This is a genomic window from Streptomyces rubradiris (genome assembly GCF_016860525.1).
Taxonomy (GTDB): domain Bacteria; phylum Actinomycetota; class Actinomycetes; order Streptomycetales; family Streptomycetaceae; genus Streptomyces; species Streptomyces rubradiris.
In genome coordinates this window covers 438,948-458,468 of the sequence record NZ_BNEA01000001.1, presented here as the reverse complement: position 1 = coordinate 458,468, position 19,521 = coordinate 438,948, and the positions used below count along the sequence as shown (strand labels likewise).

Below are 19,521 nucleotides of genomic sequence, written 5' to 3'. Positions count from 1 at the left end.
ACACCGGACGGGCGGCACCGGCCGAGCCGGTGCCGCCCGCCGGAGTGTGTCAGCCCAGGATCTTGGCGGACTCGATGACCACCGGCTCGGTGGGGACGTCCTGGTGGCCCTGGCGGCTGCCCGTCTTCACGCCCTTGATGGCGTCCACGACGTCCTGGCCCTCGGTGACCCGGCCGAACACGGCGTAGCCCCAGCCGTTCGGGGTCTTCGAGGTGTGGTTCAGGAACGCGTTGTCCTTGACGTTGATGAAGAACTGGGCCGTCGCGGAGTGCGGGTCGCCCGTCCGCGCCATCGCCACGGTGTAGTTGTCGTTCTTCAGCCCGTTGTCGGCCTCGTTCTGGATCGGCGCAAGGGTGGACTTCTGCTTCATGTCCGGCGTGAAGCCACCGCCCTGGATCATGAAGTCGCTGATGACCCGGTGGAAAATCGTGCCGTCGTAGTGGCCGCTGCGCACATACGCCAGGAAGTTCTCGACCGTCTTGGGCGCCTCGGCGTCGTTCAGCTCCAGCACGATCCGGCCGGCGCTGGTGTTCAGCTCGACTGTCGACATTGAAAAATCTCCTCATTCCGGTGGGACTCGCCCACGCTACAGGTACGGCCCGGCCGGCCGTTCTCCGGTGCGACCGGGAAGCTGCCGATCGACAGCCCGAGCGCACCATGGAATATACGACCACAGGTCACGCGTACGGTGCTGCGGCGCCCCGGGCCCCGAACGGCCATCCGGGTCAGGGCGAGGTTCCCGGACGGCCCCGGGCGTCAGGACGGCCGGGGCGCGTCGCCGGGCGCCGGGGGCAGCGCCAGATGGGCGAGATCGTCCGGCGGCGGCGTGGTCACCGGCCACAGCGGGGCGGCCTCCCCGTCGGCGAGCGCGGCCGGCGCGTCGGTGAGGTTCATCCGCTCCCGCAGCCGGCCGTAGAAGTCCATCGGACCGAGCCGCACCGCCTTCAGCCGGCGCGGAGCGGCGTACACCCCGATCCAGTCCCCGGGACCGAGCACCCCGCGCAACTGGCCGTCGATGCTGACCGCGGCCCGCCCCGACCCCTGGAGCACCCGCAGCGCGACGGGCTCGTCCGGCGCGGCCACCACCGACCGGTTGAACACCATGTGCGGCGCGACCGGCGTGAACACCAGGCCCTCCGCGCGGGGCGAGACCACCGGGCCGCCCGCGGCGAAGCTGTACGCCGTGGACCCCGTGGGCGTGGCCACCAGCAGCGCGTCCGCCGAGTACGAGGCCAGCAGCCGGCCCGCCAGATACACCCCGACCGACACCTGCCGGTCCCGGGAGAGCTTCTCCAGGACCACGTCGTTCAGCGCGGTCACGTCCAGCGCGACCCCCCAGTCCCCGCCCGCCTCGCACTCCGTGCGCACCGGCGGCGGGGGCAGCAGCGGCCCGCGCCCGTAGCCCAGCAGCGCCTCCATCTGCGCGGGCACCTCCAGCCGGCAGGACGCGCGCAGGGTGAGCAGCATCCGGTTCTCCACGTGGATCCGGCCCTCCCGCACGGCGTCCAGCGCGGCTCGGACCGCCGGGGCGGGCACCTCGGTCAGGAAGCCGACCCGGCCCAGGTCGACACCGAGCACCAGGGCGTCGTTCTCGGCCGCCAGCCGGGCACCGCGCAGGAACGTGCCGTCGCCGCCCAGGGTGACGATCAGGTCGGGATCGCCCGCGCTGTCCAGTTCCTCACGGGCACTGTGCCGCCCGCCCGCTCGCCACACGTCGATGTCCGCGCAGCCCACCCCCTGCCCGGAGCACCACGCGCGCACCTCGCGCGCGGCGGCCACCGCCTCGGCGCGCCCGCCGTGCACGACCAGGCCGACACGGTTCACCGTCATATCCGCACACCCGCCTCCCAGCCGGTTTCCTGCCCGGCGTCATCCTCGCCGCGCACGGCACCGGGCCGGCGCGCGCCACGCCGCCGGGCGGCACTGTCCCCCGAGGAGTGCCGCCGTCCCGGGGGAGTGCGGTACGAGAGCCGCCGTCGGTGCCGGCGGGGACGCTCACCCCCGGTCGTCGTCCGCAGCGAGGAACGGCTCCAGCACGGCCAGCAGCGCCTCCGGGCGGTCCAGCGGGATGATGTGGCCGCAGTCCGGGATCACCTGGCCGGTCAACCGGTCGGCGTAGGGCCGCAGTTGCCGTTCCAGCGACCGGCCCACCGGGTGGGCGCCGAGGGTGAGCGCGGGCACGGTGAGACGGGTCCTGGACACCGCCTCCCGGATCTGCCGGGCACCGACCGCGAGCGCCCGGTAGGGGCCGAACGCCGTGCGCAGCGCCCCGGTGCCGGTGTAGGCGCGGACGAACTCGGCGCGGACGTCCGGCCGTACGCCCCGGCCCAGCGTGCCGCGCTGGAGGAACCAGTCGATGTACTCCTCCTCGTGCCCCGCCAGTACCGACTCGGCCAGTCCCGGTGCCGCGTGGAACCCGAACCACCAGGGCGGTCCGGCCGCGAGGAACTCCTCGGCGCCCGGCAGGTCGCCCAGCAGGGACTCCATCAGCACCAGCCGCCGTACCAGGCCGGGCCGCCGCATGGCCAGCAGGAACGCGGGCGGGGTGCCGAGGTCGATGCCGACCACGGCGGCCGGACCCGCGTCGAGCGCCTCCAGCAGGCCGGCGGCGTCGGCGGCGAGGGTCCCGGGGTCGTAGCCGTCCGCCGGCCGGTCGCTGTCGCCGAACCCGCGCAGGTCCGGCGCGATCACCCGGTACCGGCGGGCCAGCGGCCCGATGACCTCGGTCCACAGCCGCCAGGTGTGCGGGAAGCCGTGCAGCAGCAACACGGCCGGACCCGAGCCGGCCGTGGCGACGTTGAGTCCGGTCCCGTCGACGGTGACCCGGCGCAGCCGCACACCGGGCAGGGAGGTGACAGTCATGAGTGATCCCGTTGAGTGCGTAAGTAACCAATAGTGACAAGGCAACGGTAGGTAACTAGGCTCGGGGGCGACAGACCGCACTTTCCCGTCAGTTGGTGAGCTTCAGGTGACTTCCCAGGCCAAGGACGCCCCCGCCGTGCGCGGTGACCTGTTCGACCCCGCGTGCCCGACCCGCCGGCTGCTCGACCGGATCGGGACGAAGTGGACGTCGATGGCGGTGAAGGTGCTGGCCCGGGCCGCACCGGGAGAGGTGCGCTTCGCCGAACTGCTGCGCCGGATGCCGGGCGTCTCGCAGAAGATGCTCTCGGCGACCCTGCGCAGCCTGGTCCGCGACGGCCTGGCCGAACGCCGGGTGGAACCCTCTGTACCGCCCGCCGTGTACTACCGGCTCACCCCGCTCGGCCTGTCGCTCGACACCGTGCTCGCCGCCGTACGGGACTGGGCCGAGGAGCACATGGCCGAGGTCGACCGGGCCAACTCGCTGCACGACCGGCTGGAGCGATCCGTCGAGTGACCGGCAGGAGAAGCGGGCGACGACGCTCCGGTCCGCCCGTGTGACCTCCCTCCTTGCGGCCGCCGCACCGCCCTGTGAGCCTCCCCTCGAACGATTCTCCGAAGAACTGTCCTGCGAAGAACTGTTATCGGCACCGCGCCGGACGGTCTCCCAGGTGACGCACAGCATCGTTCGGCGCCGAGGACAGGGAAGCTTTGATGAGGACACAGCACACGGTGGACACGGCGGCACTGGTCGACGCCGCCCGGGCGGGGGACCCCGCGGCCCAGGACGCCTTGGTCGGCGCGTACCTCCCCTTGGTGTACAACATCGTGGGGCGGGCCCTGAACGGTTCGGTCGACGTGGACGACGTGGTCCAGGAGACCATGCTCCGGGCCCTCGGCTCGCTCGGCGACCTGCGCACCCCGGAGAACTTCCGCTCCTGGCTCGTGGCCATCGCGATGAACCGGGTCCGGGCGCACTGGCGGGACCGCCAACTCGCCCCGGCCACCGTGGAGGAGGCCGCCGGCGTCGCCGACCCGGGCGCCGACTTCGTCGACCTGGCCATCGTCCGGCTCCAGTTGTCCGGCCAGCGCCAGGAGACCGCGCGTGCCACCCGCTGGCTGGAGCCGGAGGACCGGGAGGTGCTCTCGCTGTGGTGGCTGGAGTGCGCCGGCGAGCTGACCCGCGCCGAGGTCGCCACGGCCCTCGGGGTGACACCGCAGCACACCGCGGTCCGGGTGCAGCGGATGAAGGCGCGCCTGGAGTCGGCCCGCGTGGTGGTACGGGCGCTCGACACCCGGCCCGCCTGCGCGGAACTGGGTGGCGTGCTGGCCTCCTGGGACGGCCTGCCCTCCGCCCTCTGGCGCAAGCGGATAGCCCGGCACGCCCGCGAGTGCGCGCGCTGCGGCGGCCTGTGGAGCGGTCTGCTCCCGGCGGAGGGGCTGCTCGCCGGGCTCGCGCTCGTCGCGGTGTCCTCGGCGCTGACGGCGGCGACACGGTCCGCCGTGGCGGCCGGCCTCCGCCCGATCGCGTACGCCGGCAGCGCCGCGCCGGATGCGGGGGGCACCGGGCCGGATGCCGCGCGTACCGGGTCCGAGCAGGCGGGCGACGGCTTTCCGCACCCTCGGTCCGAGCAGGCGGGCGACGGGCTTTCGGGTACCCGGACCGAGCAGGCGGGGGAAGGGCTGACGCGTACCCGGACCGAGCAGGCGGGCGAGGACTTCCCGCACGCCCGGACCGAGCAGGCGGGTCCCGTCGGCGTGCGTGCCTCCCGGCGTCGTACGAGCGCCCGCGGCGAGGCCCGGCGACGGCGGCGGATCCGGCGCCGGGCCGTCGGCGGTGCCGTCGTGGCGGCCTGCGTGGCGGGCGGCGGCCTGTGGTACTTCGGCACCGGCACCGGACCGGACACCAGGGAGGCGACCCCCGCACCCACCGCCGACGCCTTCGTGGCGGATCTGCCGGCACCCAGCCCCGTCCGGACATCGGCGCCGCCCTCGGCCTCCCCGTCGCCGTCCCCCTCGCGGTCGAAGGAGCCGGGCCCCGCCGAGAGCCCCCGCCCCGCACGCACGACCGGCACTCCGAAGGCCCGGCCGTCCGCGTCCGCGCCCGCCACGCCCAGCCCCTCCCGGACGGCCCCGCGGACGCGTCCGGCGCCCGCCGGCACCGTGGCACAGGTGGTCGCGCTGGTGAACGAGGAGCGGGCGGCCGCCGGATGCGGCCCGGTCACCGAGGACCCGCGGCTGGAGCGGGCCGCCCAGGGACACTCCGACGACATGGCCGCGCGCGGCTTCTTCGACCACACGAACCCGGACGGCGCCGGCCCCGGCGAACGCGTCACCGCCGCGGGCTACCGCTGGTCCACGTACGGCGAGAACATCGCCCGGGGCCAGCGGACCCCGCGGGCGGTGATGGACTCCTGGATGCACAGCCCCGGCCACCGCGCCAACATCCTCAACTGCTCGTTCAAGAACATCGGCGTGGGCGTCCACAACGGCTCGGGCGGCCCCTGGTGGACCCAGAACTTCGGCGCGAAACTCTGAACGGTGGTCAATTCCGCGTGCGCGCTGGCACGTTCGGGGCCGCTGTTCGGCCGGCCGGCCCGGCTCAGCGGGCCGTGCCGAAGTCCTGCGTCCAGTAGCTGCCGGGCTGCGCCAGGCCGACGCCGATCTCCTGGAACCCGCAGTTGAGGATGTTGGCCCGGTGCCCGGGGCTGGCCATCCAGCCCGCCATGACCTGCTCCGCCGTGGTGTAGCCGTAGGCGACGTTCTCGCCGTAGCTGCTCCAGGTGTAGCCGGCGCGCGTGATGCGCAGGCTCGGGTCGGAGCCGTCCGATCCGGTGTGCGACATGTTCTGGTGGGCGGCCATGTCCGCGCTGTGCTCCTGCGCGGCCTTGGTGAGCGCCGGGTCGAGGGTCAGCGGCCGGCAACCGACCTTGTTCCGCTCGGTGTTCACCAGCCGCAGGACCTCGGCAGTCACTCCGGAGGCCGTGGCGGCGGGCTCCGGAGCGGTGGGCGCGGTGGCCGCCGGGGCCGTGGGGGCGGTGGTGGTCGTGGGGGTCGTGGCGGTGGCCTCGGGGGTGCCGGGCGTGGCGGTGGGCCGGGGCCGCTGGGCGGTGGGCCGGGACACCGCCGGACGCGCCTCGGGCCGTACGGCCGGGCGCGTGTGCGCGGGCCGCGCCTTGGCAGGGGACGTGTCCGGCGTCGACGGGGACGGCGCGGATGACGCCGAACCGGACGGGACCGGAGTGGACGCCGACGGTGTGGACGGGGACGGCGTGGTGGTGACCGGCTCCGCGGCGCGCGGTGCGCTGGTCCGCCTTGCGGCCGCCTCCACGCCGTTGCGTTGGTGATGCCTGTGAAGGTGCTGCTCCTGCGTCACGGGCGTGCTCGTCGCGTCGGCCCGCGGCCGCGGGTCCGTGCCGTACGGCCAGTCGGTACAGGCCAGGGCGACGGACGGCACGCCCACGGCGCCGACGGCGACGGCGGCGATGACTATGCGCCGGTGGTGCTTGGTCTTGCGGTGCTGTCCCATACGTCAACCTCACTCGGTGATCGCGGAGCGCCCATTCTTGGGACGGCCTCACACGGGACGCAAAGGCACCGGCTACTACCCCGCCTCGTAGGCTCTCCCGGACCTTGCCAGTCACGCCGGGAGGTGCAGAAGATTGCGACCGCGACGTTTGCGCGGTGCTGTCGGTTCCTCAGGAACCGGGCTTGAACGGGGGATACGGCGAACTGCCCGCGGGCCGTCCCGGCGTCACGCCGACCACGCCCCACGCCCATGGCAAGACGGACAAATCCCATATGTCGTGGGAGTGGCGTCTACTATCCGGCACCCTTAGTCGCCGACAGCCCTGTGACGGTTGTCACCTTGGGCGGGGACGCTGTTCTTAAAGACGGGGAAACCGCGGGGCAACACGACGGCACCAGCCTTCCCTGCAACCGGCCCGGCGCGTCCGGGCGCAGCGCAGGACGAGGGGAGCGCCGTGACGGACATCGTCGACAGCCAAGCGCCACCGGCCCCGCCCGGCAGCCGTACGTACAACGGCTGGACGCGGAACGACACGCTGGAGGACTACTCGCTGCGCTACGCGCCCAAGTCCTTCCGCCGCTGGACGCCGTACGTCGTGGCCACCACCGCCCTCGGCGGCATCGCCTACCTCGCGGACTTCGCCATCGGCGGCTCGATCGCCGTCGCGCACGGCTTCTCCAGCGCCCTGGTGGCGATCCTGGCCGCCGCGGTGGTCATCTTCCTGACCGGCATCCCGATCTCGTACTACTCGGCGAAGTACTCCATCGACATGGACCTGCTGACCCGGGGCGCGGGGTTCGGATACCTGGGCTCGACGCTCACCTCGGTGATCTACGCGAGCTTCACCTTCATCTTCTTCGCCCTCGAAGGCTCCATCATGGCGCAGGCGCTGGAGCTCGGCCTGCGCATCCCGCTCGCCGTCGGGTACGTCGTCTGCTCGCTGGTCATCCTGCCGCTCGTGGTCTACGGCATGACCGCGCTGTCGAGGATGCAGGTGTGGACGCAGCCGGTCTGGCTGGTGCTGATGGTCGCCCCGTTCGTGTCCATCGCGATCCAGGACCCCGGGAAATACGCGGAGTTCACCCACTTCGCGGGTGACTCACCCACGGGCTCCACGCTCAGCGCGCTCGGGGTGGGCGCGGGCGCGGGCGTCGCGCTGTCGCTCATCGCGCAGATCGGCGAGCAGGTCGACTACCTGCGGTTCATGCCCGACAAGACCCCGCAGAACGGCAGGCGTTGGTGGGCCGCCGTGCTGGGTGCCGGACCGGGCTGGGTGGTCCTCGGGGCGCTGAAGCAGATCGGCGGCGCCTTCCTGGCCTTCTGCATCGCCGGCGGTGCGGGGCTCGGCAAGGCCGACGAGCCGATCCGGCAGTACGTCCACGGGTTCGGCACGTTCGCGGCGCCGGTCGCCCTGGGCCTGGCGACCTTCTTCGTCATCCTCTCCCAGGTGAAGATCAACTCGACCAACGCGTACTCCGGTTCGCTGTCCTGGTCGAACTTCTTCTCCCGTCTGACGCACCGTCACCCGGGCCGCGTCGTCTACATCTTCCTCAATGTCGGCATAGCGCTCGCGTTGATGGAGGGCGGCGTCTTCGGCTTCCTCAACACCGTGCTCGGCTTCTACTCCAACGTGGCCATCGCCTGGATCGGCGCGGTCGTCGCAGACCTGATCGTCAACAAGCCGCTCGGGCTCAGCCCGTCGTACATCGAGTTCAAACGGGCCCACCTGTACCACTTCAACCCGGTGGGCTTCGGTTCGATGCTGCTCGCCTCCGGGGTCTCCGTCGCCGCCTACTTCGAGGCGTTCGGCGCCTACGGCAAGGCGTTCTCGCCGTTCATCGCGCTGTTCCTGGCCATGGCGCTCTCGCCGCTGTTCGCGGTGCTCACCAAGGGCCGCTACTACCTCGCCCGCCCCGACGGCCTGGACGAGCCGCTGCTCGGCGCGGACGGGCTGCCCTCGGCCGCCGTACTGACCTGCGCCGTCTGCGCGACCGGCTTCGAACGGCCCGACATGGCCGGCTGCCCCTTCCACCAGGGCCCGGTGTGTTCGCTGTGCTGCAGCCTGGAGAAGGACTGTCACGACTCCTGCAAGCGCGGAGCCGGAGCGCCGGGGCCGGTCGCCCTCGGCCTGCCGGCCGTCCGGACCGGTGGCGGCCCCGCTCGCGGGGGCGGGTGACCGAGTGACCCCGGTGACCGGTTCACCTGGTGACCGTGTGACGACGGGCGCGGCGGCCGGACCTGCTCGGCCGGCCACCGCGCACTCGTCTCCCACACCGTCGGCCGTGCGCCGTCACTTGTCCCGGAAGACGGCCTTGCTGACCTCGGCGGGGTTCTCGAACTTCTTCTTCCCGAGGTGGGAGATCCGCTCCGTGATCTCCTTCGGCGCGTGGTTCTTCTCGGCCGCCTTCCGAAGGTCGTCGGTACCGGCCGGGTACTCCACGCCGTGCAGCGCTTTCTGCAGATCAGGTGGGGTGATGCCCGCCATGGCTCCTCCTGGCAGTGAGTCGGTGATCGGCCGGCGCGGATGGTGCGCCGGGACTGCTCAGGTACCCACCCCACGGAAGCGGATTCAGAGATTCCGGGTGGTGATGGGCAGGGCTCCGCGCGGGTACCCGACGGTTTTCGGAAAGCAGGCACGGGAGTGCGGATGAGAGGACCCGATGAGCGAGAACACCCCATCGCAGGCCGAGGGCGAGCGCGAGACGGACGCCCCGGACACGGAGCAGCCGGCCCGCACCACCCCCTCCCAGGCGGAGGGGGAGAACACCGCTGAGGAGACCCCGGACGAGGAGGACGAGGCGTAGGGAGGCGTCATGAGCACGGCACACACCAGCGTCCCGGAGGTGCTGGACGCGCTGAAGGACGTGACCTACCCGGCCGGCAAGGAAGAGCTGATCTCGGCAGCCCGGCAGGCCGGGGCCACGGAGGAGGTCGTCAAGGCACTGCGCGGCATGCCCGCCGAGGAATACGGCGGCCGCGCCCAGGTCGCGAGGTCGGTCCGGGTGGACCCGGACTCCGATCTCGGACTCGACGCCGGCCGGCGGGCCGCACAGGCGCGGCGCGGCGGCAAGCCGGGCCTCTCCCAGCACCTGCGGGAAGAGCCGAAGACACCCATCCAGGAGGAGTTCGACCGCTGAGCCGGCCCGGGGACGGCCGTACGGGACGTGCGGCCGTCCTCAGCCGACCGGCAGGGGGCCTGCGGCCGTCCTCAGCCGACCGGCAGGGGGCCTGCGGCCGTCCTCAGCCGCGCAGGCCCGCGAGGAAGTCACCCAGGGCCCCGGCGACCGCCTCCGGAGCCTCCAGCGGCAGCAGATGCCCGCCCGGAACAGTGGTCAGCGTCGCGTGCGGCACGTAGGGCAGCAGGCACGCGCGCAGTACGGCGGGCGGCTCCACCCTGTCCTGCCCGCCCGCCAGCACGGCCACCGGGACCCCGATGCGCCGGGCCTGCGCGGAGATGTCCCGGGCGATGCCCCGCAGCGGCCACTCCGCGCGGGCCCCGTCCGACGCCGCCAGGCTGTCCCGTACGACCGCCTCCCGCACCGGTCCGGGCAGGGGCCCGGCCGTCAGGACCTGGTCCAGGGCCCGGCCGACGGACTCGGGTGAGTCGTAGGCGTGGGACAGGGCCTGCCGGTACGCCTCCGTGACGGCCGCCGGTGGCCGTGGGGGAGCGGGCGCGACCAGGAACACACCGGCCAGCCCCGCCGGACGCCGGGCCGCGACCAGCTGGCCGACCTTCCCGCCCATCGAGTGGCCCACGAGGACGAACGGACCGGCGACGCACTCCTCGGCCACCCGCGCGAGATCGTCGGCGAGCCGGTCCAGGTGGTACGGCCCCGGCAGCTTTCGCGAGGTGCCCCAGCCACGCTGGTCGAACCGGACCGTCGCCCGCCCGGGCGGCAGCCGCCGGACCACCTCGTCCCAGGTACCGGCGGAACCGCCCCAGTAGTGCGCGAACACCAGCGCGGGCCCTCCGCCTCCGCCCCCGGTCCGAACCCTCATGGATCCGCCCTCGACCGCCACGGTCCTTGTACTTTCCGGCACTTCCACGTCTCCTTCGTATCGCGGCGGGCACCGGCGACCCCGTGGCACACTCGCCGGGTCATGCCGTCCACCCGCCTCCGGCACGAAAAACACGCTAGGCCGGTGGCACGCTCCGACCTCGTGGAAAGAGACCGACCTCTTGTGGAAAACGGACACCCTGCCGTGCGGCAACTGCGCTACCTCCCCCCGGTCGGAGCCGCCTACGGCGTGGAGGTGCTCAGCTTCGCCGCGCTGCGCGAGACCGACACCGAACGGCGCCGCACCCGGCTGCAACGGCCCGACTTCCACGTCCTCGCCCTGATCACCGGGGGAAGCGGCGCGCACGAAGCGGACTTCCGCCACCACGAACTGCACGAGGGCAGCGTCGTGTGGATCAGGCCGGGCACGGTGCACCGCTGGAGCGACGTCGAGCACCTGGACGGCCCCCTGGTCCTCTTCCAGCCCGGCTTCCTGCCCGACCCCGCCCTCGAAGCCCGCGCGGTCACCTCACCCACCTGCCGGCGCCTGCCGCCCGAGATCCTCCGGCTCGCTGCGCCGGCCGCCGACCACCTCGGCCAAGAGCACCGGGCGGCGGTGCGCTGCCCGCGCCTGGCCTCCTCCGCGGTGCTCTCCCATCTGCTGGCGGCCCTGCTCCTGCGCGTCCTTCCCGGGACATCCGCGCCGCCCGCCCCCGGCGCGCCCGCCGGCCGGCAACAGGAGATCTTCCACGCCTACCGGGCCGAGGTCGAGGAACACTTCCCCCACCGGCACCGCGTGGCCGACTACGCGCGGGCACTCGGCTACGACGTGCGGACCCTGACCCGCGCCACCCGCGCCGCCACCGGACACGGCGCCAAGACCTTCCTCGACCAGCGCATCCTGCTCGAAGCGAAGCGGCTGCTCGCCCACAGCGGGCTGCCGGTCGGCACCTGCGCACACCGCCTCGGCTTCGCCGACGCCGGCAACTTCACCACCTTCTTCCGGTGCCGGACCGGCCTCGCCCCCACCGCCTGGGCCGCGGCGCTCCACCAGACGCCTTGACCGCCCTCCGCACCCGACCTAGCGTGACGCGCACATCAGGACAGGCAGGGCAGGAGGCTCGGTGACGGCCCATCCGCACGACATCCCGGACGGGGCGTCCGCCGGCCACCCGCTACGGGTGGAGACGCACGGCCTCGACGTGATCGAGGACCCGGAACGCAAGGGCAGCCCGCGCACCCTGTTCTGGCCCTGGTTCGGGGCCAACGTCTCCGTCCTCGGCCTCGGCTACGGCGCGTTCGCGTTCGGCTTCGGCATCTCCTTCCCGCAGGCCCTCGCCGCCGGCGCGCTCGGCATCGTCGTCTCGTTCCTGCTCTGCGGCTTCGTCGCGGTCGCCGGCAAGCGCGGCTCGGCACCGACCATGGTGCTCAGCCGGGCCGCGTACGGCGTGCGCGGCAACCGGCTGCCGGCCGTCGTGTCCTGGGTGCTCACCGTCGGCTGGGAGACCGTCCTCGCCTCGCTCGCCACGATGGCCACCGGCACCGTCCTCGGTGCCCTCGGCTGGGACGGCGGCACCGGGACCAAGGCCGCCGCCCTGCTGGTGGTGGCCGCGCTGACCGTCGTCGGCGGAGTCATGGGCTTCGACCTGATCATGCGGCTGCAGACCTGGATCACCCTGGTCACGGGCGTCCTCACGATCGTCTACGTCATCCTCGTCGCCGACCGGATCCACTGGAGCACGGTCGACGCCCTCCCGGCCGGTTCCGCCCAGCGGTTCATCGGCGCGCTGGTGTTCATGATGACCGGCTTCGGCCTCGGCTGGGTCAACGCCGCCGCCGACTACTCCCGCTATCTGCCCCGGGACTCCTCCAGCCGGGCGGTCATCGGCTGGACCACGTTCGGCGCCTGTCTGGCCCCGCTGGTGCTGCTGGTCTTCGGCCTGCTGCTGGCCGGATCCGCCCCGGAGCTGAGCCAGGCGATCGCGGCCGACCCGATCGGCGCGCTGGCCACCCTCCTGCCGTCCTGGTTCCTGGTGCCGTTCGCCGTGGTCGCCGTCCTCGGCCTGGTCGGCGGCGCCGTCCTGGACATCTACTCCTCCGGCCTGGCCCTGCTCTCGGCCGGGCTGCGGGCACCGCGCTACCTGGCCGCCCTTCTCGACGGCGTTCTGATGATCGCCGGCTCGGTCTACATCGTGTTCTTCGCCGACGACTTCCTCGGCCAGTTCATGGGTTTCCTCACCACACTCGGCGTGCCCGTCGCGGCCTGGGCCGGCGTCATGCTCGCCGACCTGGCACTGCGCCGCCGCGACTACGACGAAGCCGACCTGTACCGCCCGCAGGGCCGCTACGGCGACGTGCCCCTCCTCCCGCTGTGTGTCACCCTCGCCGCCACCGCCGTCGGCTGGGGACTGGTCACCAACACCGCCGCGCACTGGCTGAGCTGGCAGGGCTACCTGCTGACGCCGCTCGGCCTGGGCGGCCGGACCGGCCCCTGGGCGTACGCCAACCTGGGCGTCCTCGTCGCCCTGGTCCTCGCCTTCCTCGGCACGCTGTCGACGGGCAGGGCCCGGATACGGCACCAGGAGGCGCGAACACCCGGCCCGGCCCGCGAGGAAGCGCGGCGCCCGTGAGTCCCCTGGATCCGCCGACCGACGACTCTCACCTGACAAGACGGACTGTGCCCGGCAATCCATGTGCGAGGGACCCACCATTCCGGCAATCCATGTGCCAGGGATCCACATGTGCCGCGTACGCATGCCCCGCACCCCACCGGGTACGCGAGGCGGGAGCACGCCCGGGGCGCCGAGCCGTCCCGGCAGCCCGTACGACCGCCGAACCTGGGGACCAGCCATGGAGACACCCGCACACGCCGACTCGCCGACGCCGGCCCAGCAGGCACTGGACGCGCTGACCGTGAACGCCGAGGACCAGGCCGCCCTGGACACCCTCGCCCACAGCGACGTACTCGTCCCGGTGCCGGACGACGCGCTGGACGGAGAGGGCGCCGATGCCACCACCGTGGCCCTGCCCGTCCTGGAACAGCCCGGCGGCGACGCGGTCGTCCCGGTGTTCACCACGGAGGGCGAGATGACCGATCTGCTGCCCTTCGTCTCGCGCTACCGTCTGATCCCGCTCGGCGCGCTCGCCGCGCAGTGGCCCGACGAGAACCTGTCCCTCGCCATCGACGGCAGTTCCTCCCACGCCCTGACGCTCACGTCACAGGGGGTCCGCACACTGCTGGTCCGCTGAGCGCGTATCCGCAGACCACCACCACCTTGCGCGGGCGCTGCCGGGGCACCGCCCCCGGCGGCGCCCGCGGTCGTGTCGCCCTAAAGTTCCTGCCCGGCCAGCATGCGCCGCAGCACCGCCCGGTGGAGCGGCAGTACCTCGGCGTGCAGGGCGCGACCCTTGGGGGTGAGCGCGACCCACACCCCGCGCCGGTCCTCCGCGCACACCGAGCGTTCCACCAGGCCGTCCTTCTCCAGCCGGCCGATCAGCCGGGACAGCGCGCTCTGGCTGAGGTGGACCCGGCCGACCAGGTTCTGCACCCGGCACTGCTCACCCTGCCCGGGCGGCTCCGTGGCCAGCAGATCCAGCACCTCGAAGTCGCTGGCGCCGAGCCCGTACGGGTGCAGGACGCGGTCGATCTCGCACATCGTGCGCGCGTGCACGGCGAGGATGTCCCGCCAGCGTTCCTCCAGCCGGGTCTCGGCCGTTTCGACTGCCATAACCGCACCGTAGCACCGTCCCGGCCACTCGTTGAGCGTGCAACCAGCGCCGGGGCGGGCGGTCCCTCCGGGCTCAGGCCGACGGGTCCTGGAGCAGCCCCAGGTGGTTGCCGTCGGGGTCCTTCACGAACGCGATCAGCCGGCCGCCGCCGACGTCCTGCGCGTCCTGGAGCAGCTCGGCGCCCGCCGCCAGCAGCGCCGTGAGCCGCTCCCGCAGATCCGTCACGTGCCAGTACGGCACCGGCCCGGTCATGCCCTTGGCGTGCCCGCTCGGATCCAGCCCGACGTCCTGGCCGGCGGCCTTGTAGCCCACGTAGAACGGCTCGTCCGCGTACGGCTCCACGCCCAGCAGCGCGCCGAACAGGGCCTTGGCGCGGTCCAGGTCCTTCACCGGGTAGATGATCGTCTGCAGGCCTGCGGCCATGATGCCCACTCCTTCACACAGCGGTGCCCGGCCGCACGGGGCCGGGGCACCGACGGATTTCTCGTCGGTGCCCCCACGCTAGGCCGGGCGAGCCCACCACGGCTTCTCCGATCCTGACCGGTTGCCGTACCCGGCCGCCGGCCCGCGCAGTGCGGTGGTGCCTGCCCCGGCCGGTCGCGGCGTTCACTCGTTGCGCAGCACCTCGGCCACGGTGAGCCGGGCCGCCCGGCGCGCGGGCACCAGCGCCCCCACGACGGCGATCATCACCCCGGCGAGCCCGAGGACGGCCAGGAGAGGCGGATGCCAGACAGCCATCATGGAATCCGGCAACGTGATGTCCAGCCCGGCCCCCATGCGCGGCACCACCACCCGGTGGGCGGCGATGCCCAGCGGGACCCCCAGGAGCGACCCCAGCACGCCGAGCACCGCCATCGACGTCACCGTCATCACCGTCACCTGGCGCGGGGTCATCCCGATCGACTTCAGCATGCCGAGGTCACGGCGCCGGTCGTGGGTGTTGAGCACGGCGGTGTTGAAGACACCGAGGGAGGCGACCAGGGCCAGCATCAGGGTCAGCGCGGTCGCGGAGCCGACAATGGTGCCGGTGACGCTGTTCGCCCCGCTCAACTGGACGGACAGCCCCCGATCGGCGGCCCGGACCGCACGGGCGTACGCCTCCTGGTCCACGCCCTCGCCGAGCTTCACGTGGTACGCGATGGGCCGCACCGCCGGCATCAGCGCGGTCACCGTCGGCCAGTCGCCGATGACCAGCCGGTCGTCGGTGTCCAGCGTCTCGCCCACGACGGTCACCTGCTCCTCGCGGCCGTCCTTGCGCAGCCGCAACCGGTCCCCGAGCCGCACCTCGTTGCGGCGCAGGAACGGCGACCCGGCCACCACCTCCCCCGGCCGGCTCATCCAACGGCCCTTCACGAGCATGGTGTCCAGGGACCGGCCGCCGCGCCGCCCCTCGAACATCACCACGTTCGTACTGCCCACGAGGAGCACCTCGTCGTCCGACCGCGCCGTGACATGACGCGCGCCCGGCAACGACCCCAGCAGCGCCTGGAGTTCACGGTCGCCGTGGACCGGCCGTACCTCCTTGCCGTGCCGGTGCTCCCCTACGTAGACGGTGACGTCATAGGTGCGCTCACCGCCGTTCCCGTAACTGTTCAGCGTCGCCGCCAGGCCGGTCGCGAAGGTCACCGTCGTCACCCCGAGGACCACGGCGGCCAGCGTGAGCCCGCTGCGCGCGGGCCGGGCGAACGGGAGCCCGGCGCCGAGGCTCACCGAGCGGGGCAGCCGGACCCCCGCCAGACGCCGCTGAAGACCGAGCGCCCGTCCGGCCCGGGGCGCGCTGCCCGCGCTGATGGCCCGCGCCGCCGGCAGCCGCCGCGCCCGCACCGACGGGCCGAGCGCGGCGAGCACACAGACCAGGGGCATGCCGAGCAGGGCCATCAGGTTCACCCAGAGCGGGATTCCCAGGGTGTCGTGCAGCACTCCCGAGGCCGGCCCGGAGAACACGAAGTCCAGGAACGGCTCCGCCAGCAGATTGCCGGCCACCGTGCCCAGGCCACAGCCCAGGACCGCAGGCACGGAGATCATCGTCAGATAGACGCCCAGGACCTGCCCCGGGGTGAAGCCCAGTGCCTTCAGGATGCCGATGTGCCGGAACCCGGAGACCACGGCCCCGCCGACCACGTTCGCGACGATCAGCACCGCCACCAGGACGCCGAGCACCCCGAACGCCATCAGATACGGCGCGTACGCGCGCGCGTTGCCGCCGATCCGGTGCTTGAGCGCCAGGTACGTCTGCGACCCGGCGAGCGAGCCCGGCGGCAACTCCCGCGTCACCTCGGCCAGTCCCGCGCGCAGTTCCTGCTCCGTCACCGCGTCCCGGAACCGGAACAGCATCTGCCGCCCGGCCGGGTGCAGCGCTTCGATCTGCTCCGGGGCGACCCAGGCGTCCGCCGTGTGACTCAGGTCGAAGGCGAACCCGACGACGGTGAGCCGCGGGCCCGACGGCACCTGGAGCGTCTTGCCGAGGTCGTCGGCGGTCCAGTCGGGCTGCCGGTTCAGGATCACCTCGCCCGGCCGGGTGGGCCAGCGGCCCGCCCACACATCCATCCGGTCCACCGGCCCGCCGGGACCGGGGCGGCCCACCACCGTGATCTCACCGCCGAGCCCGAAGTCCCCCGCACCGCGCGGCATACTGACCGTCGCCCGGGCGAACGGCCCCGCCACCGACTCCACTTCCGGCCGCCGGGCCGCGCGCGTCAGTCGGGCGTCCGACACCTTGCCGCTGTCGAAGGCGGCCACGACGTGCGGCCCGTGCAGCTTCTCGAAGGCGCGGTCGAACGGCGCCGACGCCGCGTCGACCAGCCCCAGCGCCACCACCGTCGAGCCCGTCGACACCAGCGTGACCAGCCAGATCACCAGCGTCTGCACCCGCCGCCGGCGCACGGCCGCCCGCGCGGCCTGCCACACGGCCCTCACGCGGACCGCTCCAGGGTGTGCCCGCCGGCCACCCGGCCGTCGGCCAGCAGCACCAGACGGCTCGCGCAACGCTGCGCGAGCCGCTCGTCGTGGGTGACGATGACCAGGGTCTGGCCGATCTGGTTCAGGTCGATCAGCAGGTCCATCACCTGCTCCCCGGCCCGGCTGTCCAGCGCGCCGGTCGGCTCGTCGGCCAGCAGCAGCGCGGGCCGGTTCATCAACGCCCGCGCCACCGCCACCCGTTGCCGCTCACCGCCGCTGAGCACCGCCGGATAGGCGTTGCGCCGGTCCGCGATCCCCAGCTCCTCGAACAGCTCCAGCGCCCGCCGCCGGGCCTGCCGGGCCGGTGTGCCCGTCAACTGGGCCGCCAGCGCCACGTTGTCCAGCGCCGACAGGTCGTCGACGAGGTTGAAGAACTGGAAGATCATCCCGATCCGGTGCCGCCGGTACAGTGCCAGCCCCTTCTCGCTCAGCTCCCCTACGTTCTCGCCGTGCACGACGATCCGCCCGGCCGACGGCCGGTCCAGTCCGGCGATCATGTTGAGCAGCGTGGACTTGCCGCACCCCGACGGTCCCATCACCGCGACCGCCTCCCCGGCCCGGATCTCCAGCGACACCCCGTCGAGCGCGACCGTCTCGCCGTACTCCTTGCGCACCCCGTCGAGCTGTACGACGGCGTCTTCCGTTCTCTCCTCGGTGACCATGGTCAGGACGCTAGACGCGGGCCCGCACCGCGGGCATCCCTCCCCGGATGGCACTCGGCCGCGGGACTCATCCCGGGGATGCAGTGCGCTGTATCCCCAGGCCGATGCGGATGTCAGTGGTGTCTGCGACAGTGGTGGCCATGGGGGAGTACGAGGTGCTGACGGCGGCGCTCGCGGTGGCGTGCGCGGCCGTCCTGGGGCTGGCCGTGGCGCTGGCGCGCACCCGGCGCCGCTGGCGGGCGGCGGTCGGCGAGCGGGGCTGGCTGCTGGAGCGGGAGCGGGAGAGCGCCGCCGAGGCCGCCATCGCGGCCGAACGGGACCGGATCGCCAGGGAGTTGCACGACATCGTCAGCCACAACGTCAGCCTGATGGTCGTCCAGGCGAGCGCCGCCCGCGAGGTACTCGGCACCATGCCGGACGAGGCGGCGACCGCGCTGCGCGCCGTGGAGGACGCGGGCCGGGGCGCCATGACCGAACTGAGACACCTGCTGGGCCTGCTGGCGCCCGCACCGGACGGCACGGACGGCGACCCGGGACCGGGCGCCCAGGCGGTGGACGCGCCGCTCGCCCCGCAGCCGGGCCTGGACCGGCTCGGCCCGCTGGTGGACCGGATATCGTTCGCCGGGCTGCCCGTGGAGGTCCACGTCTCGGGCGAGCCCTGCCCGCTGCCGCAGGGCGTCGACGTGACCGCCTACCGCATCATCCAGGAGGCCCTGACCAACGCGCTCCGGCACGGCGACGGCGGCACGGCCCGGGTGACCGTGCGCTACGCCGGCCACGCTCTGCGCGTCGAAATCCTCAGCACCGGCCCCAGCGTGCTCACCGGCACCGCGCCGTCCGCCACGGGCGGCGGCAGCCCGCCTCCCGCCGCGCGACCGCACGGCGAGGGCACCGGACGCGGTCTGCTCGGCCTGCGGGAACGGGTCGCCGTCTACGGCGGTGAGCTGGACGCCCGGCGCAGACTCGGCGGCGGCTTCCGGGTGCGCGCCCGCATACCCCTGGACCGGCCGTGACCCCGGACGCGCCCGAGCGGGCGCCCCGCGTCCTGATCGCCGACGACCAGACGCTGATCCGGACCGGCTTCCGGCTGATCCTCACCGCCCGGGGCATCGAGGTGGCGGGCGAGGCCGCCGACGGGGCCGAGGCGGTCGCCGCGGTCCGCGAACTCAGGCCCGACGTCGTCCTGATGGACATCCGCATGCCGGTCATGGACGGACTGGAGGCCACCCGGCGCATCCTGGCCGAGACACCCGGCTGCCGGGTGCTCATGCTGACCACCTTCGACCTGGACCGGTACGTGTACGCGGCACTGTCCCTCGGGGCCAGCGGCTTCCTGCTCAAGGACGTCACCCCGGAGCACCTGGCGGCGGCCGTACGGCTCGTCGGCACCGGCGACGCCCTGCTGGCCCCGCAGATCACCCGGCGCCTGGTGGAGCGGTACGCGGCCGAGGCCGGCCGGACGGCCACGGACGTCCCCACCGATCTGGCAGCGCTCACCCCGCGCGAGCGGGAAGTGCTCACCCTGATGGGCCGGGGCCTGTCCAACACGGAACTGGCCGCCGAACTGACCCTCAGCGAGGCCACGGTCAAGTCCCACGTGGCCCGCATCTTCGCCAAACTCGGCCTGCGCGACCGCGCCCAGGCGGTGGTCATCGCGTACGAGACGGGCCTGGTGAGACCGGGGACAAGGTGAAAACGCCCCCGGACAGGCGCCCCGAAGGGGCGCGGGGAACCGCGCGGCCGGCCACGACGGAGCAGCAGCCGCCCGACGACGGAACCCGGCACT

20 protein-coding genes are annotated in these 19,521 nt (G+C 73.3%); 10 read left to right on the top strand and 10 right to left on the bottom strand.

The window, feature by feature from the left end:
- Nucleotides 1–49: 49 nt before the first annotated feature.
- The 3 genes from Srubr_RS02230 to Srubr_RS02220 form a co-directional block, all read right to left on the bottom strand.
- On the bottom strand, nt 50–550 hold the full coding sequence (locus tag Srubr_RS02230) for a peptidylprolyl isomerase (protein WP_189993130.1): 501 nt from the start codon (nt 548–550) through the stop codon (nt 50–52).
- Between the two features lie 206 nt (nt 551–756).
- Complete coding sequence (locus tag Srubr_RS02225) at nt 757–1,830, bottom strand: NAD(+)/NADH kinase (RefSeq protein ID WP_189993128.1); 1,074 nt, start codon at nt 1,828–1,830, stop codon at nt 757–759.
- Between the two features lie 165 nt (nt 1,831–1,995).
- Nucleotides 1,996–2,862: an alpha/beta fold hydrolase gene (locus Srubr_RS02220; protein ID WP_189993125.1), complete on the bottom strand. Its 867-nt coding sequence runs from the start codon at nt 2,860–2,862 to the stop codon at nt 1,996–1,998.
- Between the two features lie 106 nt (nt 2,863–2,968).
- Here Srubr_RS02220 and Srubr_RS02215 point away from each other — a divergent pair, with 106 nt between their 5' ends.
- Both Srubr_RS02215 and Srubr_RS02210 read left to right on the top strand, forming a co-directional pair.
- Complete coding sequence (locus tag Srubr_RS02215) at nt 2,969–3,376, top strand: winged helix-turn-helix transcriptional regulator (RefSeq protein WP_189993123.1); 408 nt, start codon at nt 2,969–2,971, stop codon at nt 3,374–3,376.
- 197 nt (nt 3,377–3,573) lie between these two features.
- Nucleotides 3,574–5,397, top strand: a complete 1,824-nt coding sequence (locus Srubr_RS02210) for a sigma-70 family RNA polymerase sigma factor (RefSeq protein ID WP_189993121.1) — start codon at nt 3,574–3,576, stop codon at nt 5,395–5,397.
- Nucleotides 5,398–5,461: 64 nt separating this feature from the next.
- On the opposite strand, the gene Srubr_RS02205 is transcribed toward Srubr_RS02210, so the two are convergent.
- On the bottom strand, nt 5,462–6,388 hold the full coding sequence (locus Srubr_RS02205; protein WP_189993119.1) for a CAP domain-containing protein: 927 nt from the start codon (nt 6,386–6,388) through the stop codon (nt 5,462–5,464).
- 454 nt (nt 6,389–6,842) lie between these two features.
- Between Srubr_RS02205 and Srubr_RS02200 the strand changes: the two genes are divergently transcribed.
- Nucleotides 6,843–8,564, top strand: a complete 1,722-nt coding sequence (locus tag Srubr_RS02200) for a purine-cytosine permease family protein (RefSeq protein WP_189993116.1) — start codon at nt 6,843–6,845, stop codon at nt 8,562–8,564.
- Between the two features lie 114 nt (nt 8,565–8,678).
- Here Srubr_RS02200 and Srubr_RS02195 read toward each other — a convergent pair whose 3' ends face one another.
- Entirely contained in the window at nt 8,679–8,873 is a 195-nt protein-coding gene (locus Srubr_RS02195) for a DUF2795 domain-containing protein (RefSeq protein ID WP_189993114.1), read from the bottom strand.
- 175 nt (nt 8,874–9,048) lie between these two features.
- Between Srubr_RS02195 and Srubr_RS02190 the strand changes: the two genes are divergently transcribed.
- Both Srubr_RS02190 and Srubr_RS02185 read left to right on the top strand, forming a co-directional pair.
- Nucleotides 9,049–9,192, top strand: coding sequence for a hypothetical protein (locus Srubr_RS02190; RefSeq protein WP_189993113.1), 144 nt, complete (start codon nt 9,049–9,051; stop codon nt 9,190–9,192).
- A 9-nt stretch (nt 9,193–9,201) separates the two neighbouring features.
- Nucleotides 9,202–9,525, top strand: coding sequence for a DUF2795 domain-containing protein (locus Srubr_RS02185; protein WP_189993111.1), 324 nt, complete (start codon nt 9,202–9,204; stop codon nt 9,523–9,525).
- Nucleotides 9,526–9,628: 103 nt separating this feature from the next.
- Here Srubr_RS02185 and Srubr_RS02180 read toward each other — a convergent pair whose 3' ends face one another.
- Nucleotides 9,629–10,387, bottom strand: coding sequence for an alpha/beta fold hydrolase (locus Srubr_RS02180; RefSeq protein ID WP_189993109.1), 759 nt, complete (start codon nt 10,385–10,387; stop codon nt 9,629–9,631).
- A gap of 204 nt (nt 10,388–10,591) precedes the next feature.
- Between Srubr_RS02180 and Srubr_RS02175 the strand changes: the two genes are divergently transcribed.
- The 3 genes from Srubr_RS02175 (at nt 10,592) to Srubr_RS02165 (ending at nt 13,635) form a co-directional block, all read left to right on the top strand.
- Nucleotides 10,592–11,449 (top strand): helix-turn-helix domain-containing protein, encoded by an 858-nt coding sequence (locus Srubr_RS02175; RefSeq protein ID WP_308445499.1) that lies wholly within the window; start codon nt 10,592–10,594, stop codon nt 11,447–11,449.
- Nucleotides 11,450–11,510: 61 nt separating this feature from the next.
- Nucleotides 11,511–13,016: a purine-cytosine permease family protein gene (locus tag Srubr_RS02170; protein WP_229926589.1), complete on the top strand. Its 1,506-nt coding sequence runs from the start codon at nt 11,511–11,513 to the stop codon at nt 13,014–13,016.
- Between the two features lie 220 nt (nt 13,017–13,236).
- A complete protein-coding gene (locus Srubr_RS02165) occupies nt 13,237–13,635 on the top strand; it encodes an SseB family protein (protein ID WP_189993104.1) in 399 nt (132 codons plus the stop codon).
- 80 nt (nt 13,636–13,715) lie between these two features.
- On the opposite strand, the gene Srubr_RS02160 is transcribed toward Srubr_RS02165, so the two are convergent.
- From Srubr_RS02160 to Srubr_RS02145, 4 genes are all read right to left on the bottom strand, one after another.
- Complete coding sequence (locus Srubr_RS02160; RefSeq protein ID WP_189993102.1) at nt 13,716–14,114, bottom strand: MarR family winged helix-turn-helix transcriptional regulator; 399 nt, start codon at nt 14,112–14,114, stop codon at nt 13,716–13,718.
- A gap of 73 nt (nt 14,115–14,187) precedes the next feature.
- Complete coding sequence (locus Srubr_RS02155) at nt 14,188–14,538, bottom strand: VOC family protein (RefSeq protein ID WP_189993100.1); 351 nt, start codon at nt 14,536–14,538, stop codon at nt 14,188–14,190.
- Between the two features lie 183 nt (nt 14,539–14,721).
- Nucleotides 14,722–17,031 (bottom strand): ABC transporter permease, encoded by a 2,310-nt coding sequence (locus Srubr_RS02150; protein WP_189993098.1) that lies wholly within the window; start codon nt 17,029–17,031, stop codon nt 14,722–14,724.
- Nucleotides 17,028–17,735 (bottom strand): ABC transporter ATP-binding protein, encoded by a 708-nt coding sequence (locus Srubr_RS02145; protein WP_189993096.1) that lies wholly within the window; start codon nt 17,733–17,735, stop codon nt 17,028–17,030. The genes Srubr_RS02150 and Srubr_RS02145 overlap by 4 nt, the downstream gene beginning before the upstream one ends.
- 140 nt (nt 17,736–17,875) lie before the next feature.
- On the opposite strand from Srubr_RS02145, the gene Srubr_RS02140 reads away from it, so the two are divergent.
- Entirely contained in the window at nt 17,876–18,748 is an 873-nt protein-coding gene (locus Srubr_RS02140; protein WP_189993094.1) for a sensor histidine kinase, read from the top strand.
- The gene (locus tag Srubr_RS02135; protein WP_189993092.1) at nt 18,745–19,428 is read left to right on the top strand and encodes a response regulator; all 684 of its coding nucleotides are present in this window, start codon (nt 18,745–18,747) and stop codon (nt 19,426–19,428) included. Before Srubr_RS02140 ends, Srubr_RS02135 begins: the two co-directional genes overlap by 4 nt.
- Nucleotides 19,429–19,521: the final 93 nt, after the last annotated feature.

Excerpts from the sequence above, each read along its gene's own strand:
- Srubr_RS02140 (WP_189993094.1), top strand. The coding sequence starts at position 17,876 with ATGGGGGAGTACGAGGTGCTGACGGCGGCGCTCGCGGTGGCGTGCGCG.
- Srubr_RS02145 (WP_189993096.1), bottom strand. The coding sequence starts at position 17,735 with ATGGTCACCGAGGAGAGAACGGAAGACGCCGTCGTACAGCTCGACGGG.
- Srubr_RS02195 (WP_189993114.1), bottom strand. The coding sequence starts at position 8,873 with ATGGCGGGCATCACCCCACCTGATCTGCAGAAAGCGCTGCACGGCGTG.
- Srubr_RS02185 (WP_189993111.1), top strand. The coding sequence starts at position 9,202 with ATGAGCACGGCACACACCAGCGTCCCGGAGGTGCTGGACGCGCTGAAG.
- Srubr_RS02190 (WP_189993113.1), top strand. The coding sequence starts at position 9,049 with ATGAGCGAGAACACCCCATCGCAGGCCGAGGGCGAGCGCGAGACGGAC.
- Srubr_RS02205 (WP_189993119.1), bottom strand. The coding sequence starts at position 6,388 with ATGGGACAGCACCGCAAGACCAAGCACCACCGGCGCATAGTCATCGCC.
- Srubr_RS02210 (WP_189993121.1), top strand. The coding sequence starts at position 3,574 with ATGAGGACACAGCACACGGTGGACACGGCGGCACTGGTCGACGCCGCC.
- Srubr_RS02225 (WP_189993128.1), bottom strand. The coding sequence starts at position 1,830 with ATGACGGTGAACCGTGTCGGCCTGGTCGTGCACGGCGGGCGCGCCGAG.
- Srubr_RS02180 (WP_189993109.1), bottom strand. The coding sequence starts at position 10,387 with ATGAGGGTTCGGACCGGGGGCGGAGGCGGAGGGCCCGCGCTGGTGTTC.
- Srubr_RS02160 (WP_189993102.1), bottom strand. The coding sequence starts at position 14,114 with ATGGCAGTCGAAACGGCCGAGACCCGGCTGGAGGAACGCTGGCGGGAC.
- Srubr_RS02220 (WP_189993125.1), bottom strand. The coding sequence starts at position 2,862 with ATGACTGTCACCTCCCTGCCCGGTGTGCGGCTGCGCCGGGTCACCGTC.
- Srubr_RS02165 (WP_189993104.1), top strand. The coding sequence starts at position 13,237 with ATGGAGACACCCGCACACGCCGACTCGCCGACGCCGGCCCAGCAGGCA.
- Srubr_RS02155 (WP_189993100.1), bottom strand. The coding sequence starts at position 14,538 with ATGGCCGCAGGCCTGCAGACGATCATCTACCCGGTGAAGGACCTGGAC.
- Srubr_RS02230 (WP_189993130.1), bottom strand. The coding sequence starts at position 550 with ATGTCGACAGTCGAGCTGAACACCAGCGCCGGCCGGATCGTGCTGGAG.